This is a genomic window from Clostridium peptidivorans (assembly GCF_900205925.1).
In the GTDB taxonomy this organism is placed as follows: Bacteria; Bacillota; Clostridia; order Clostridiales; family Clostridiaceae; genus Clostridium_AK; species Clostridium_AK peptidivorans.
The window spans coordinates 1-17329 of sequence record NZ_OAOD01000035.1; the positions used below are offsets into that span (position 1 = coordinate 1).

The 17329-nt window shown below is 30.7% G+C and carries 18 protein-coding genes and 1 rRNA gene; all 19 read left to right on the top strand.

Annotation, left to right across the window (positions count from 1 at the left end; all coding sequences use genetic code 11):
* A 5S ribosomal RNA gene (gene rrf / locus CRN98_RS16585) occupies positions 1-117 on the top strand.
* A gap of 190 nt (positions 118-307) precedes the next feature.
* On the top strand, positions 308-1873 hold the full coding sequence (locus CRN98_RS16590) for a sigma 54-interacting transcriptional regulator (protein ID WP_097028531.1): 1566 nt from the start codon (positions 308-310) through the stop codon (positions 1871-1873).
* Between the two features lie 227 nt (positions 1874-2100).
* Positions 2101-3306, top strand: a complete 1206-nt coding sequence (megL, locus tag CRN98_RS16595) for a methionine gamma-lyase (protein ID WP_097028532.1) — start codon at positions 2101-2103, stop codon at positions 3304-3306.
* A 154-nt stretch (positions 3307-3460) separates the two neighbouring features.
* Complete coding sequence (locus tag CRN98_RS16600; protein WP_097028533.1) at positions 3461-4831, top strand: Na+/H+ antiporter NhaC family protein; 1371 nt, start codon at positions 3461-3463, stop codon at positions 4829-4831.
* Between the two features lie 35 nt (positions 4832-4866).
* Entirely contained in the window at positions 4867-5451 is a 585-nt protein-coding gene (locus tag CRN98_RS16605; RefSeq protein ID WP_097028534.1) for a 2-oxoacid:acceptor oxidoreductase family protein, read from the top strand.
* On the top strand, positions 5438-5746 hold the full coding sequence (locus tag CRN98_RS16610; protein WP_097028535.1) for a 4Fe-4S binding protein: 309 nt from the start codon (positions 5438-5440) through the stop codon (positions 5744-5746). The genes CRN98_RS16605 and CRN98_RS16610 overlap by 14 nt, the downstream gene beginning before the upstream one ends.
* A 15-nt stretch (positions 5747-5761) precedes the next feature.
* Entirely contained in the window at positions 5762-6952 is a 1191-nt protein-coding gene (gene porA / locus CRN98_RS16615) for a pyruvate ferredoxin oxidoreductase (protein ID WP_097028536.1), read from the top strand.
* 12 nt (positions 6953-6964) lie between these two features.
* The gene (locus tag CRN98_RS16620) at positions 6965-7918 is read left to right on the top strand and encodes a thiamine pyrophosphate-dependent enzyme (protein WP_097028537.1); all 954 of its coding nucleotides are present in this window, start codon (positions 6965-6967) and stop codon (positions 7916-7918) included.
* A 257-nt stretch (positions 7919-8175) separates the two neighbouring features.
* Positions 8176-8607: a PaaI family thioesterase gene (locus CRN98_RS16625; protein ID WP_097028538.1), complete on the top strand. Its 432-nt coding sequence runs from the start codon at positions 8176-8178 to the stop codon at positions 8605-8607.
* Between the two features lie 151 nt (positions 8608-8758).
* Complete coding sequence (locus CRN98_RS16630; protein ID WP_097028539.1) at positions 8759-9127, top strand: GntR family transcriptional regulator; 369 nt, start codon at positions 8759-8761, stop codon at positions 9125-9127.
* Between the two features lie 3 nt (positions 9128-9130).
* A complete protein-coding gene (locus tag CRN98_RS16635) occupies positions 9131-9826 on the top strand; it encodes an ABC transporter ATP-binding protein (protein ID WP_097028540.1) in 696 nt (231 codons plus the stop codon).
* The gene (locus tag CRN98_RS16640; RefSeq protein WP_097028541.1) at positions 9826-10629 is read left to right on the top strand and encodes an ABC-2 transporter permease; all 804 of its coding nucleotides are present in this window, start codon (positions 9826-9828) and stop codon (positions 10627-10629) included. Before CRN98_RS16635 ends, CRN98_RS16640 begins: the two co-directional genes overlap by 1 nt.
* A gap of 424 nt (positions 10630-11053) precedes the next feature.
* Positions 11054-11644: a hypothetical protein gene (locus CRN98_RS16645; protein WP_097028542.1), complete on the top strand. Its 591-nt coding sequence runs from the start codon at positions 11054-11056 to the stop codon at positions 11642-11644.
* A gap of 12 nt (positions 11645-11656) precedes the next feature.
* Positions 11657-12055, top strand: coding sequence for a GntR family transcriptional regulator (locus tag CRN98_RS16650; protein ID WP_097028543.1), 399 nt, complete (start codon positions 11657-11659; stop codon positions 12053-12055).
* A complete protein-coding gene (locus CRN98_RS16655) occupies positions 12052-12930 on the top strand; it encodes an ABC transporter ATP-binding protein (RefSeq protein WP_097028544.1) in 879 nt (292 codons plus the stop codon). The genes CRN98_RS16650 and CRN98_RS16655 overlap by 4 nt, the downstream gene beginning before the upstream one ends.
* A 1-nt stretch (position 12931) precedes the next feature.
* The gene (locus CRN98_RS16660; protein ID WP_097028545.1) at positions 12932-13954 is read left to right on the top strand and encodes a hypothetical protein; all 1023 of its coding nucleotides are present in this window, start codon (positions 12932-12934) and stop codon (positions 13952-13954) included.
* Positions 13955-14013: 59 nt separating this feature from the next.
* Positions 14014-14928, top strand: a complete 915-nt coding sequence (locus CRN98_RS16665) for an ABC transporter ATP-binding protein (protein ID WP_097028546.1) — start codon at positions 14014-14016, stop codon at positions 14926-14928.
* Positions 14925-16130 carry an ABC transporter permease subunit gene (locus CRN98_RS16670; RefSeq protein ID WP_242961027.1) on the top strand — a complete coding sequence of 402 codons (1206 nt, stop codon included), beginning with the start codon at positions 14925-14927 and terminating at the stop codon, positions 16128-16130. Before CRN98_RS16665 ends, CRN98_RS16670 begins: the two co-directional genes overlap by 4 nt.
* Before the next feature lie 133 nt (positions 16131-16263).
* Complete coding sequence (locus CRN98_RS16675) at positions 16264-16977, top strand: gamma-glutamyl-gamma-aminobutyrate hydrolase family protein (RefSeq protein WP_097028547.1); 714 nt, start codon at positions 16264-16266, stop codon at positions 16975-16977.
* The last annotated feature ends 352 nt before the right edge of the window (positions 16978-17329 follow it).

The following is a 17329-nucleotide window of genomic DNA, read 5'->3' on the forward strand; positions in this document are numbered from 1 at the left end:
TCTGGTGATTATGGCTTGAAGGTAACACCCGTACCCATTCCGAACACGAAGGTTAAGCTTCAAAGCGCCAATGGTACTGCCGGGGAGGCCCGGTGGGAGAGTAGGTCGTTGCCAGGTAGGAAACACATCAGTTAATCTGATGTGTTTTTTAATTTTTTGATTGTAACTTAGAACTAAGTATTTTGCTTAGTTCTTTTTTGTATACGAAGAGTAATAGTAGTTATCTGACAATTAGGAATTTTTAATTGATATAAATTTGATTATAATATACAATTAAATTAAAAAATAGTTTTATCAGGGGGGTAACGTGGAAAAATATATAAGATTTGAAGTAATAACAAAAGATAGAATGGGTATTACCTTAGAAATATTAGATAAACTTTACAAGTTAGATATAAACCTTAGTTCTTTGGAGGTATTTCCTGCAAAGGTATACATTAAAATAAAAGAAATACCTGAAAATAAAAAGAAATTATTGAAAAGGCAATTACATAGTATCGATGGAGTTGATGCTATAAAAGAGATTGAATTACTTGAACATGAAAAAAATGAAAGAAAACTCTTTGCAGTTATTAATTCTGTAGATGATGGCATTTTATATATAAATAAGGATTTAGAGATAGAGATATTTAACAATTATTGTGAAAGTATATTTCATTATAAAAAAAGAGATGTGCTTGGGAAAAATATAAAAACAATAATACAAGATGCTCTTATGGTAGAAGCTTTAGTTAGTGGAGAAGAATATAATAATATCGAAGTTAAAGTAAATACTCAAAAAGGTGAAAGTCACTATTTAGCTAGTGGAAGAGCAATTAAAGATGATAATAATAATACTATTGGAGTAGTTGCTTCAATTAGAGATATGGAAAAAGCTATTGAAATGGCAAAGGTAGTATCAGCTACAGATGAAGGAGCCTTTAAGGAAATAGTAGGGAACAGTGCACCGATTGAAAGAGTAAAAAATATAGTTAAGACAGTAGCTAAAGGTACCTCAACTGTTATATTAAGGGGGGAAAGTGGTACAGGTAAAGAGCTTTTTGCAAGAGCTATTCAAAACTTAAGTGATAGAAAAAATAAAAATTTTGTTACCATAAATTGTGCTGCTCTACCAGATAATTTAATTGAAAGCGAGTTGTTTGGATATGAGAAGGGAAGCTTTACTGGGGCTATTAATACAAAAGAAGGACTTTTTAAAGAAGCTCATGAGGGAACTTTGTTTTTAGATGAAGTTGGAGAATTATCATTGATATTACAAGCTAAGCTCTTAAGGGTACTGCAAGAAGGAGCTATAAGAAAAATAGGAAGTACCAAAGAAGAAAAAGTAGATGTAAGAATAATTGCTGCAACTAATAGAAATTTAGAAGATATGGTGAGGGAAGGGAAATTTAGAGAGGACTTATATTATAGATTAAATGTGATACCTATATTTGTTCCACATTTAAGAGAAAGAAGTGGAGATATACCAGATTTGGTTACATTTTTTATAAATAAGCTGAATAAAAAGCTTAATAAAAAAGTTTTAGGAGTTGAACTAGAGTTTATAGATAGATTAGTAAAGTATAATTGGCCGGGTAATATTAGAGAACTTCAAAATATTATAGAAAGAGCTATGAATTTGTGCACTAAAGAACTTTTAGAGGCTGATCATTTAATTATTGGATTTCCTGAAAGTTCAAAGCAAATAAACACTATTGCTGAAGAAGAAGGGGAAGTAAGGTTAAAGGATATAGTTGAAATATGTGAGAAGGAAGCAATAATAAAGGCATTAAAGAAAAATAAAACTTGCAGGAAAACTGCAAAAGCTTTAGGGGTATCTCATACCACAATAATAAATAAAATAAATAAATACAATATAAAGTGGAATGAATAATTTACACATGGAAATTATTCATTCCACTTTTTTACATAAAATGGTAGTAAATGTTTACAGAAATACTGTTAACTGTAATAAGATATTGAAATACTCCCAAAATAAAAGGTAGACAAGGATTTAATATTGCAATGTAAAGATTGGCATGTATGTTGCTATTATAATACTGTGTAAAATTAATTAAAAAGTACGTTAAAAATAATCATAAAATTAAGGGGGATACAAGGATGAATAAAGAACACATGATTAGTATGGGATTTGGAACTAAGGCTATACATGGTGGACATGTAAAGGATTCACAATTTGGATCTCTTTCCACACCAATATATCAAACATCAACATTTATATTTGATACTGCAGAACAAGGCGGAAGAAGATTTGCTCTAGAAGAAGGTGGATATATATATTCAAGATTAGGTAATCCAACAAGCTCAGAAGTAGAGGATAAAATAGCTATATTAGAAGGTGCTGAAGCAGCAGTTGCAACAGCTTCAGGAATGGGGGCTATATCTTCTGTACTATGGACATTACTGAAAGCAGGAGACCACATAGTAGCAGCAGACACTCTTTATGGATGTACTTTTGCATTGCTAAATCATGGAGTTACTAGATTTGGAATAGATGTAACTTTTGTAGACACTAGTAATTTAGAAGAAGTTAAAAATGCTATGAGACCTAATACAAAGATTGTTTATTTAGAAACACCTGCTAACCCAACATTAAAAATTACGGATATAAAAGCTATATCTAAGATGGCACATGAATCTGAGGGATGTGCAGTTGTTGTAGATAATACATTTAGCACACCATATATTCAAAGACCAATAGAGCTTGGTGCTGATATTGTTGTTCACTCTGCAACTAAATATTTAAATGGACATGGAGATGTTGTAGCAGGATTTGCTGCTGGCAAGCAAGAAGTTATAAATCAAGTTAGATTAGTAGGTATTAAAGACATGACAGGATCAGTCCTAAGTCCATTTAATGCGTTTTTAATTATAAGAGGCATGAAAACATTGGAAGTTAGAATGGAAAGGCATTGTGCAAATGCAATGAAGGTTGCTAAATTCTTAGAAACTCATCCAGCAGTTGAAAAGGTATACTACCCAGGATTAGAAAGCTTTGAATACTATGAATTAGCTAAAAAACAAATGGAGTTACCAGGAGCTATGGTATCATTCGAACTTAAAGGTGGAGTTGAAGAAGGAAGAATGGTTATGAATACTGTTAAATTAGCTAGTTTAGCAGTAAGCTTAGGAGATACTGAAACACTTATTCAACATCCAGCTTCAATGACACATTCACCATATACATCAGAAGAAAGAGCTGCAGCAGGAATCAGCGATGGATTAGTTAGATTATCTGTTGGTCTCGAAACAGCTGAAGATATAATTGCAGACCTAAAACAGGCATTAGATCTAATAATAAAATAAATTAATTAAATTTATATATTATAGCTGTAAATAAAATGTGATTTTTGCAGCTATAATATAATTTTAAAATGACTGGAGTATATTGCAATGATCCTATTTTTATAATAATTATAAGCTTTATTCTGTTAAATTTTTAATTTTAGGGGGAATTATTATGGAAAATAGCCCAAATAAGCGAATATCCAGTGGAAAAGCATTAATACCTTTTGTAATTTTTATTGCAGTTTATTTAGGTAGTGGACTAATTCTTCAAGCAAAAGGCACGGAAATGGCTTTCTATCAGCTTCCAGCACCAGTTGCAGCATTTTGTGGTATTATTAGTGCTTTCTTTATTTTAAAAGGTAGCATTAATGAAAAATTTGATACCTTTGTAAAAGGCTGCGGAGATTCAAATATAATTATAATGTGTATAATCTATTTATTAGCTGGAGCTTTTGCCACTGTGTCTTCAGCTATGGGTGGAGTTGATTCAACTGTTAATTTAGGATTAACGTATATACCTGCAAACTATATAGTGGCAGGATTATTTATCATATCTTGCTTTATATCATTATCTACAGGAACTTCAGTTGGTTCAATAGTAGCTATAGCTCCTATTGCTGTAGGACTTGCTACTAAGGCAGGACTTTCTCTTCCACTTACACTAGCTTCTGTACTTGGGGGATCAATGTTTGGAGATAACTTGTCTGTAATATCAGATACAACAATTGCTGCTACTAGAACTCAAGGCTGTGAGATGAGAGATAAGTTCAGAGTAAATATATATATAGCAGCGCCAGCAGCAATTATAACATTGATACTATTACTTATATTTGGTAGACCAGAAACTATACCTACAATGCAAAATTATGACTACAACGTAATTAAAGTTTTACCATATTTATTTGTATTAATATTATCTTTAGTTGGCGTAAATGTTTTTGCTGTGCTAACAGGAGGAATTGTTATTTCAGGCATAATAGGTTTGACATATGGAGATTTAACAGTTTTAACCTTCTCACAACAAATATATGAAGGTTTTAAGAGCATGATAGAGATATTCTTGTTATCAATGCTTACTGGTGGACTTGCTGAAATGGTAACTAAAGCAGGGGGAATTCAATTTTTACTAGATAAAATTCAACTAATGATGAAGAGTAGAAAATCAGCAGAAATTGGCATAGCAGCTCTTGTTTCATTAACAGATGCTGCTGTTGCAAATAATACCGTTGCAATCATTATCAACGGACCTATAGCAAAAGAAATGTGCAATAAATATAAAGTTGATCCTCGTAGAAGTGCATCATTATTAGATACTTTTTCTTGTATAATGCAGGGAATAATCCCATATGGTGCTCAGATGCTAATGCTTCTAAGCTTTACTAAAGGAGCGGTGTCTCCATTTCAAGTAATACCTTTAGCTTGGTATATACATCTTCTTGCTATATCAGCAATTGCCTCAATGTTCATACCATTTGCTGATGGAATTATAAAAAGGAACCCATGGAAATGGGATAAGGAAAATGAAATAGAAGTTAAAGCATAAAACTTTCTTGTGAAAAGGTGAATGGAGGAAAAATAATGAGTAATAAATTAGTTGAAATTCGTTGGCATGGACGAGGTGGACAAGGTGCTAAAACAGCCTCATTACTTCTAGCTGAAGCTGCTTTCAATGTTGGGATGTATGTGCAAGGATTTCCAGAGTATGGTCCAGAAAGAATGGGGGCACCAATAACTGCATATAACAGAATTGCTAATTTTGAGTTAAGGGTGCACAGTAATATTTATGAACCAGACTATGTTGTTGTAGTAGACGAAACTTTATTAAAGTCAGTACCTTGCACTAAAGGACTAAAAAAAGAAGGAGCCATAATAATCAATAGTAAAAAGAAACCAGAAGAAATTAGATCTGAATTAAAAGGATATGAAGGAAGAGTATACACAATAGATGCAAAGGGTATTTCAGAAGAAATATTAGGTGCAAATTTCCCTAACACACCAATGCTTTCAGCAGTAGTTAAAGTAAGCGGAGTATTAGAGGAAAAGCAATTCGTAGAGGATATGGAAAATTCATTTAACCACAAGTTTGCTAATAAACCTCATGTTATTCCTAAAAATATAGAGGCTCTTAAGAGATCACTTCAGGAGGTGAATGGAATTGGGTAAAAGAATGAATGTGACTTCAGATACAAAATGGTATGAGTACCCAATGGGTGGAGAAGTTCTTGATGCAGGTAATGCTGAAGAATTCAAAACTGGTGATTGGAGATCCATGAAACCAATTTGGCATGAAGATAAATGTAAACATTGTATGTTTTGCTGGGCTGTATGTCCTGACATGTCAATAGTAGTTAAAGACGAGAAAATGATAAAAATAGATTATGATTTCTGTAAAGGCTGTGGAGTTTGTACAAAACAATGTAAATTTGGGGCATTAGATTTTGTACTAGAAGAAGAATAAGAGGGAGGAAGAATAATGGCCAAGGCTGAACAAATAAGAAAGAGTTTAAGTGGTAACGAAGCAGTTGCTGCAGCAATGATGCAAATAAATCCAGATGTAATGGCTGCATTTCCTATAACACCATCAACTGAGGTACCACAATATTTTTCATCATTCGTAGCAAATGGACAATGCACAACTGAGTTTGTACCAGTAGAATCAGAACACAGTGCTATAAGTGCTTGCATAGGGGCATCTGGAGCAGGTGCAAGAGTATTTACTGCAACTTCTGCAAACGGACTAGCTCTTATGCATGAAATGTTATATATAGCTGCAGGAGATAGACTACCAGTAATAATTGCTGCAGTAAATAGGGCGTTAGCGTCTCCAATTAATATACACAATGATCATTCAGATACAATGGGAGAAAGAGATACAGGATTTATTCAAATTTATTCTGAAAATGTTCAAGAAGCATATGATAATTTTATTCAAACTGTAAGAATAGCGGAGCATCCTGATGTTATGACTCCAGCTATGGTTTGTTATGATGGATTCATTACATCTCATGCTGTAGAAAATTTTTATATGTTAAATAAGGAAGATGTTGAAAGCTTTGTTGGTGAAAATAAAAGGGTTGAAGATGGCCTTCTTGGAAAAGAAAATAAATTAATAGGTGCACTAGGTCTCCAAGATGTATATATGGAAATGAAAAGACAACAGCTAGAAGGTTTATTAAATGCTAAAAAAGTATGCTTGGATGTAGCTAAAGAATTTGAAGAATTAACAGGAAGAAAATATGGCTTATTCGAAGAATATAAGTTAGATGATGCTGATTATGCCATAGTTATTATAGGATCATCAGCTGGAACAGCTAAGAGAGCTATTGATGACTTAAGACTTAAAGGGGTTAAAGCAGGACTTCTTAAGATAAGATTATTCAGACCATTTCCAAGTGAAGAAATTGCTAAGGCACTTAAAAATGCTAAAGCTATAGCTATAATGGATAAATCAGAGGGTATGTCTGGAAACGGTGGGCCATTATATACTGATGTTATAAGTTCTTTATATGGAAGAGTAGATGATAAAATAATAATGAGCTTTATTTATGGATTGGGTGGAAGAGATGTTAAAGTAAGCAGCATAGAAAAAGTATATAATGAATTACAAAATGCAGTTGAAACAGGCAAATACAAACGACATAATTATTTGGAAGTAAGGGAATAGGGGGTGAGCTGAATGGCGACATTAAAAGAATTAACTAAAGTCAAAGAAAGAATAACTGCCGGACATAAAATGTGTGCTGGCTGTGGTGCTCCAATGGTTGTAAAATGGGTGTTAAAAGCTATAAAAGAAGAAGATCAAGCTGTAATTTCAAATGCTACAGGATGTCTCGAAGTTTCATTCGGAGTTTATCCATATAGTGCATGGAAAGATTCATATATCCATACAGCTTTTGAATGTGCTGCTGCTACAGGCAGCGGTGTAGAAGCTGCTTATAGAGCATTAAAAGCAAGAGGAAGAGTTGAAGATAATTATAAATTTATAACATTTGGTGGAGACGGTGGTACCTATGATATTGGATTCCAGTCCCTGTCAGGAGCAATGGAAAGAGGACATGATATGCTTTATGTTTGCTATGACAATGGAGCTTATATGAATACTGGTATTCAAAGATCATCAGCAACTCCACTAGGAGCAGATACAACTACAACACCTCAAGGGGAAGAATCCATAGGAAAACAACAATATAGAAAAGATTTAACTCAAATAATGGTAGGACATCATTTACCATATGTAGCTCAAACTGTCCCTGTAATACCTGGAACTAAATATATGATGGATTTATACAATAAATCCAATAAAGCCATAAATGAAGTTAAAGGTCCAAAATTCATGAATGTATTAACTCCATGTCCAAGAGGATGGAGATGTGATACTGAAACTGAATTAGACGCAATCAAAGCAGCTGTTGAAACTTGCTGGTGGCCTTTATATGAAGTAATTGATGGGGAATATAAGTTAAACTATAGGCCAAAAGAAAGGTTACCAATAGAGGAATGGTTAAAGTTGCAAGGAAGATTTAAGCACTTATTTAAGTCAAAAGAAGGAAAAGTTAAGATAGCTGAAATTCAAAATGAAGTTGACAAGAGATGGGAAAATTTATTATTTCTTTGCGGATATAATAAATAATTAAAAAAATAATTCTTTTATAAGATTAATATTTTAAGGAAAAAGGCAATCAATTATTAATATGCTCCCTTTATGGCAGACAGTTAAAATAATAAAACTGTTTCCATGAAGGGGGTATATCATATTGATTGCTTTTTTTCTTAAATATTTTTTAATGTTATAATAATGATGACTTCCATTGAAATATGAAGTAGACTAAACATAATTCCGATATAGTAGTATAAAATAAATGAATTAGATAGTAAAGGAGAATTAATATGCACGATGAAAATAATTTTGAAGCGCTAGAAAGAATATTAAAAGTAAAACATGCTAATTGCTTTGAGGTAATGAAACCTAAAATTATAGAATATGTTTCTAAAGAAAGCCTAACTATAGCCTTTCCTATTTTAGAACAATATCTAAATCCTGATGGAAGAATGCAGGGAGGATTTATAACTGCTGCTTTTGATAATACATTTGGTGCTTTATGTTTTTGTGAAGTTAAAGATTTGGCTTTGCCAGCAACTATAGATATAAATACTAGTTATCAAAGACCTATATTTATGGGAGATGAACTTATAATAACTGTTAATATAAAATCAATGGGAAATACCATAGTACATATGACGGGAGAAGCAAGTAATAAAGATGGAAAATTAGTTGCTACAAGTACAACTAACATAATGCTTTTAAAAGATAATACTTAGTATATAGAATAAAATATATAGTAAAACTATTAAGATAAAAAAATTATTTTAATAGTTTTATTTTTTATAGGTTGACAATAATTATGTATTAGTGTACTATGTTATTAGTACACTAATACTATGTAGCAATTATGATAATAGGAGGTGCAATATGGGAATAACCTTTGACGATAAAAGTCCAATATATGTTCAAGTAATGAATATGATAAAAAAGAAAATGGTATCTAAAGAATTAAAGGGGGGAGATAAATTGCCATCTGTAAGAGATTTATCAGCGGAATTAAAAGTTAATCCAAATACTATTCAAAGAGTGTATAAGGAACTTGAAAGAGAAGGATTAGCTTTTACTCAAAGAGGTATGGGAACCTTTATAACAGAAGATGAAAATATAATATATAACTTAAAAAAAGACACTGCCAAGGAAATAATAGATTCTTTCATAGAAGGTATGAAACATTTAGGATTTAATAATGAAGAAATAGTAAATATGATTGAGAAAAAATTAAAGGAGGAAAATTAATAAATGGATATAGTGTTAGAAACTAAAGAGTTATCTAAAAGCTATTTTACTAAGAAGGCATTAAAAAATATAAATTTATCCTTAGAAAAAGGAAAGGTGCTAGGTTTACTTGGGCCTAATGGAAGCGGAAAAACTACATTTATAAAAATTGCTGTGGGAATTTTAAGACAATCTAATGGAGAAATATTAATTGATGGAAAGAAACCAGGGGTAGCCACAAAAGCAGTAGTCTCATATCTTCCAGATAGAAATTATTTATATAAATGGATGAAGATAAGGGATGCAGTGGGATTTTTTAAAGACTTTTATAAGGATTTTGATGGAGAAAGGTGCAGCGAACTTTTAAAGTTTATGAAGCTTGAAGAGGATATGAAGATAACTTCTTTATCAAAGGGAATGATGGAAAAGTTAAATCTAACTTTAGTGCTGTCAAGAAAAGCTAAGTTATATATATTAGATGAGCCACTAGCAGCAGTGGATCCTGTAGCTAGAGAACAGATATTAGATGCAATTATTCAAAGCTATAATGAAGAAAGTTCAATGATTATAACAACACATCTTGTTAAAGATATTGAAAGAGTATTTGATGATGTAGCTTTTATAAAAGATGGAGAAATAGTTCTTTCAGGCAATGCTGAAGATCTAAGAATAGAAAAAGGTATGTCCATTGATGAACTGTTTAGGGAGGTATTTAAGTAATGAGAAATTTAATAAAATATGAACTAAAAGGAGACTTTAAATTATTTGGGATAGTATTTGCAATTGCTGCCCTATTAAATGTGGGACTTTTTAGTAGAATAGGTAAATGGGACGAACAACTAATTATACTTTTCAGTGGAATGGTAAGTTCATTTTTATTTTTGACTATTTTAATATTTGTAATTAAATCCTTTGAAAAAGAAATGTATGAAGATAGAGGATATTTGACTTTTACATTGCCTGTCAGCGGTAGAAAAATAGTAGGATCTAAAATTATAACTGCATTAATATGGTTTGCAGTAGCTGGGATAGTATCACTTATATTTGGAAGAATACTCATCGGACTTATATATGGCCAATCAAGCATAAATGAGCTTACCGCATATTTTAGTACCTATATTAATATAAAAGTTATTTTATCAGGAATTTTATTTGTCATAATAAATACCATAACACTTCTTTTATTAATATATTTTTCTATAACTATTACAAGAGTAGCATTAAAGGGTAAAAGAGTTAGCAAGTTTTTAGGATTTGTAGTTTTTATAGCATTAAATGCAGCTATTGTCTACATTCAATATAAATTAATACATCTGTTCCCTCAAACAGTGAGCTTTATGCCAGAGTTTCTGCAAAACTTTCGAGGAGACGGCGATATTATGAAATTAGGGGAAGAAGCATTAATCACTATGAACAATTCAGGTATAAATATAAATATTGCAGGTTTAATTTATAATATTGCTGTTTACGTGGGATTATTTTTAGGAACAGGATACCTTATAGATAATAAAATAGACATTTAGAAAAAACACAATATTTTTAATGTTGAACGGGTCGTATGGAATTTGCATTTAGGAAAGCTTCGCTTCGCAAAAAAGCTCTAATATTTCTTCCTTTTAAGGCGCCTAAGCCTTCTAAACTCGCTATGGCTCAAACAGTATAAGGCTCTATACGGCGTCTTAAAATCAGAAATAAAGAGCTTTTAATTGCTTACTCAATGCTTTCTACAATGCGAATTCCATACTTATGTTCAAAATTAAAAATATTACTTAGACTTACTAGCTGAAGGAAGGAATTTCGCTTTGGCGAAAGTTCCTTTTAAATATATACTTATCAATAGTAATATCTCATAAAATATTACAAAAAGGCTCTTGAAATAATGATAAAGTACAAGTATAATATATGTGTACTACATGATATAGTACACCTAATGCAGGAGGTGCAGTTATGAAAAGAAAAAATATAGTTGTTTTAGTGGTAGCATTACTAGTTTTGCCTTTAGTAATGGCTTTTTATTCGGGAAATAAGAAGTATGAAAGAAAAACTGTCTATGATACTCCAGAAAAGGTTATAGAAACTTTCTTTAAGAGCTGGAATTTTAATAAGGATGAGGTAAGAAGTAATGATATGTATTCACAAGAGTACAAGGATTGTTTATCAGAAAGGCTTAGAATGCTTCATGAAGAAAATGGATTCACAGCTATACCAGATAGAAGTTCTGGAAAGGTACAGTTAAAAAGTTTTGAACTTATAAAGGATGAGAAAGTTATAAGGGATATAAATCTTCAATATGCCTATTATGATAGCGGTACAAAGAAAGTAATTTCTGGTGTTAATGCCTATTATAAAGATTTTATAAAAGATGTGCCTGAGGAAATAAGATTTTACAGAGTGGATTATAAAGGAGAAAATTTATACGCTACAAAAGGTGAAATTGAAAACTTCGCAAGAATATATACTCTTATAAAAAAGGATGGACATTGGTCTATAGATAACTTTGGAAATAGCGCAAATTATCATATATTAAATGCAAGTTAGGGGGAATAGCAATTGATAATAATTGATTCAAGAAGTAGTACTCCCATATATGAACAAATAATTATTAAAATTAAAGAACTTATACTAAAAGGTGTATTAGAGCCTGGGGATAAGCTGCCTTCAGTAAGGGAACTTTCAGGTATAATTACAGCAAACCCTAATACTGTAAGTAAAGCTTATGCAGAGCTTGAAAGACAAAAGGTTATTGAAACTATAAGGGGACGAGGTACCTTTGTTGCTGAAAATTATAAACCAAAAATTCAGGAGGATAGAATGGAAGCTTTAAAAGAAGATTTAAAGAAAGTAATTCTTGAAGCTAAGTACATGGGGCTTACAAAAGATGAGCTTGTAGATATAATGGACACTTATTATGAGGAGCTCAGCACATCTGGGGAGGAGGGGAAGAATTGATTGAAATAAAGGGCTTAAGTAAAATGATAGAAGATAAATACATACTAAAGGAAATAAATCTTAAAGTTAACAAAGGAAGTATATTCGGACTTATAGGGCCTAATGGAGCGGGGAAAAGTACACTTATAAGATGCCTTACAGGAATATATGGATTAGAAGAAGGAGAAATACTTTATGAGGGTCAAAGTGTTTATGAAAATGTAGAGGTAAAAAATAAAATAGGATATGTGGCAGATGAAAATAACTTTTTCTCTACATTTAAACTTATAGATATTATAAATTACTATAAATTAGCTTATAAAAACTTTGACGAGAAAAAATTTGAAGAGTTAAATAAAGAATTTAAAATGGACACCAAAAAGAGATTTTTTCAGTTATCAAAGGGAAATAAAATGAAGTTTGCCATTATGATGGCTATGTGTATACATCCTGAATATCTAATACTAGATGAGCCTACATCTGGCATAGATCCAATATTTAAAAGAAAGTTTATTGAAATACTTCTAAATGAAGTAGCAGAAAAGGGAACTACGGTTATAATATCCTCTCATAATTTATCCAATGTGGAAAGAATATGTGACACTGTAGCAATATTAAATAATGGGAAAGTGACAGCGGTAAGTTCTATAGATGATATGAAAAATAAAATCAAAAAGCTTCAGGTAGCCTTTAAGGCAGCGGTTAAAGAAGAGGAGCTAAAAATTCATGGAGTAGTTAAGGTTGAAAACGTAGGAAGAGTTTATAATATAGTAACTACCGACTATGGAGTAGAACTATTAGATAAGATTAATTCACTAAACCCCTTATTTATAGAAGAGCTTGATTTAAGCCTTGAAGACATATTCATATACACTATAGAGGGGGAGGGAAAATAAAATGAAAAAACTTTTAAACAAAGCAGTGCTATTTGAAACTTTGATTTCTATGAAATATATAATAATTTTAGAACTTTTAGTTGTGATTATTGGAACTTTGATGAAGATATCAGAAGTCCATAATTCAATATTTCATAATTTTGATTACTTTAGAAGTTATTCGTCAATAGAAATAGTACTAATAATGATGATGCTTGCTGCAATGAATTTTCTTATCTCCATAGGAGTTATGGGCATCAATAAACATAAAAACTTTTTATTTCTAAGTTCCCAGCCTATAACAAGAGAAGAGATGATATTTACAAAAGGATTTATAGCCTTATCCTTAAGTTTTATAAATATAGCATTATATATGTATATAAATTTTATAGATTTTATAGCAAATAAACAATTATATAGGTATTTTATAATAAATTATAATAATCAATTTCTAATAAAAGAGCTTGTGCTATTAATTACATTTTCTATAGTTTTCTTTACTTATATATTTTTAGTAAATGGGATAGTAAACAATGGAATAGCAGCAATAATAACTACTATAGCAATACCTCTTTATCCTTTTGCATTTGTGATGCTTGCACATAGCTTAGTACCTTACAGATTCCGTGGATTTTTAGGTGAAATACTTGGATATATATTGGGAAATGCATCCAGATATGCTAATGGAGAAAATATATTTAAGGTAACGGTTATAGTTTCATTAATAATAATAGTAATATGTGCTGTAGTGTGGAAATTAATAATAATAAATATATACAAGAAAATAAAGATTGAAAATATGAACAAGCTTTTTATATCAAATGCAGTAAGTAAAGTTATAAATGTTTTACTGTGTATAATACTCAGCTTATTAGTAGGAAATATAATGGTAGCTGTAATTTTTATATTTTCAAATATATTTATATCAAATCCTTATCAATCTATTCAAACGCCAAGGATAGTTCTGCTCGTTTCAAGTGCAATTGCAGCGCCTATGATTTATAAGATGCAAAATAAATTAACAAAATTATATGGGTCAAATTAGTATTATAAATAAATTGGTGAATAAACCTATTCACTAGATGTTAAAAGGAGTGAATTTGTGTGAATATACTTGAAGTAAAAGATGTAAAAAAACAATTAGGGAAAAGAGAAATAATAAAAGGTATAAGTTTTAATGTAAAACAAGGAGAAATTTTTGGATTTTTAGGACCAAATGGAGCAGGGAAAACTACTACTATAAGAATGCTTGTAGGACTTATTGCTCCAAACTCTGGAAGTATAAAAATAGCTGGACATGATATAAAAGGTGAAAGAGAACAGGCGCTTGATGCAGTTGGAGCAGTTGTTGAAAATCCAGAGCTTTATACTTATTTATCAGGTAGAGAAAATTTAATGCAAATTGCAAGGATTAGAGGAATTGATAGGGCTTATGTAGAGGAAATTATTGAGCTTGTAGAACTTAAAGATAGAATAGGGGATAAAGTAAAAAAGTATTCTCTTGGTATGAAGCAAAGATTGGGGCTCGCAGCAGCGCTTATTGCAAAGCCTAAGCTTTTGATTTTAGATGAACCTACTAATGGACTTGATCCAACAGGAATTATGGATTTTAGAAAGATAGTAAGAAATGCAGCACATGAAACAAATACAGCGGTTTTCATATCATCACACATTTTAAGTGAAGTGCAAACGCTTTGTGATACTGTTGCCTTTATAAATAATGGAGTAATTCAAAGTGTTGAAAGCATAAATGGAGGCATTGTAAAAGAAAAGACAGAAACTATAGTTCTATCTGTTAAAGAAATTGAAAAGTGTAGAGAAGTTTTAAGGAGCCTAGATTGTGTTAAGAATATATCCTTTAAAGAGGATATATTTAAGTTAACTATTGATAAAAATTCAATACCTGAAATTATATTTAAATTAGCAGAAAATAAAATTCATGTAGAAGAAGTTTATAAGAAGCATGTAGAACTTGAAGATAGGTACTTAGAAATTGTAGAGGGGGGAAAAGTGGTATGATTACATTAAAACTAATAGGTAACGAAGTAATAAAATTAATGAATAGAAAGAAAACCTTAGTTATAACCCTATTATTTGCATTACTTGTAGCGTTTGTAGGATTTGCAACATATAAGAGTGCAGAAAATATGAAGGAATGGAACAAGCCAGAACGAAGAATTCAAATGGAAAAAGACAATATAGCTCAGTATGAAAGAATGAGGAAGGATAGTACTATACCTGATAGTGATAAAGTTCATTTTGATGAAGAAATTAAAATAGCAAATAAAAGAATTGAGTCTATTAAGAAGGAACAGAAAGGTGAAAAGCGTGATTGGAAGGTTACACTAAACGAAGAGATTAAAGGTATGGAAGAGCAATTAAAAAGTGCTGAAATGCCATCAGAAGAAAAGGAAAGAATTAAAATTAATTTAAATACAAGAAAATATCTTTTATCTAATAATATACAGCCAGAAGAAAATTCATATGAACCAACAGCATCTGTATTTATAAGAGACTTATTTGGAATGCTGGGAATGATATTTCTTGCAGTAGGAGTAATTATATTTGGTTCAGATATGGTGTCAGGGGAATATACTCCTCCAACAATGAAGTTCTTATTAACTCAACCTGTATCAAGGGGGAAGGTGCTGTTTTCAAAATTTATAGCATTAATTTTATCCTCTGCTATAATAATAGTTTTAGTAGAATTTATAGCATTTATAATTATGGGATTACTGTTTGGATTCGGAAGTATGGATTATCCTGTGTCAGTAGGAACACAGTACATTTATGATAGTATTGCAAGAGGAGATACTGGAGAAAGAGTTATAAAAATAGTTGAAGGAAGTACATATATAATTCCTATGTGGAAATATATACTTCAAATGTTTTTAATGCAAGTTTTATTTATAATAGCGTCTGCATCATTTGCTTTTTTATTGTCTACGGTGGTAAAAAGCAGTATGGTATCTATGGCTGTGAGTACGGTTAGCGTAGTAGCCTTTACTATATTTCAAGCAATGCCTTATACTAGAAAATATGTTCAATACCTCTTCACCACCTATGGGAATGTAGGTAAAATTGTAACAGGAAATATTGCTGAAATGGTTAATAACCCTAGTGTTACATCTATGTATGCAATAGTGTTACTTTTGATTTGGGCCGTGGTAAGCTATATCATTTCTCATGTTGTATTTGTAAAAAAAGATATATTGATATAAAAGCTATTAATCTATAGATAGGTAATATTAAAATACCTATCCTTTCTATATTTACAGTTTGTGTATTAAATTAAATAAATTTACAGTATAATTAAATTAGATTATAGAAGTATGTGAATATGGAGGGTAGGATATGAAGCCTATAATAGGTATAACAACATTTAATGAACATAAAGATCAGAGAAATTATAATTCTGTAGACTATAATTATATTAACTCTGTAACTTTAGCAGGAGGTGTACCTGTTTTATTACCTATAATTAATAGTAAAGAAGATATAAAAGAGTATTTAAATAACATTGATGGATTAATTTTTAGCGGGGGAGAAGATATACTGCCTGCAATTTATGAAGAAAACCCGATAAATGAGTTAAGAGCCATATCTACTGAAAGAGATTTTTTTGAAATAGAATTATTTAAGCTTGCATACGATATGGATAAGCCTATTTTAGGAATTTGTAGAGGAATTCAATTAATAAACGTGGCTAGTGGAGGAACTTTATATCAAGATATTTATGTACAAAGAGAAAATACTTTAGGACATTCCCCTACAAAAATAGAAATAAATAGTCTATATCATTTTATAGATATAGAGAAGGGCAGTAAACTATTTGATATATTTAATGAAGACAAGATAATGGTGAATTCTTTTCATCATCAATCCATTAAAAATGTTTCTCATGAATTTAGGATAACAGCTAGAAGCTATGATGGAATAATTGAAGCTATAGAAGCGAAGGATAAAAAATTTGTAATAGGAGTCCAATGGCACCCAGAAGCTTTAGTGGTGAATTATCCAGAGTTTATAAAGCTGTTTAAGGAATTTATTAATGCAGCTAAAAGATAATTGAATTTTATTTAAGGATATATATATTAATATAATGTATATATCCTTAAAAATAATCAAATACTATTCCAGGTGTATCAATACAATAAATATGGAGAAAAGATATAAAAAAGTGAGCATGGTTAATTTATTTTAAGATAATAATAAATAATAATATAATACTAAAAAACTAATCGTGATAAGATAACATTCGTCGCTGAGATGAGCGGCAAACAAATCAAATCAAGACAATGAAAAATGAAACATTTTAGTTGTTGACAAGATTTGAAAATGTATGTTATTATGATTAAGCTGTTTTAAACAGTATGATCAATAAGTTGTTAACGAAATTAAAAAAAGTAGTTGACAAGTT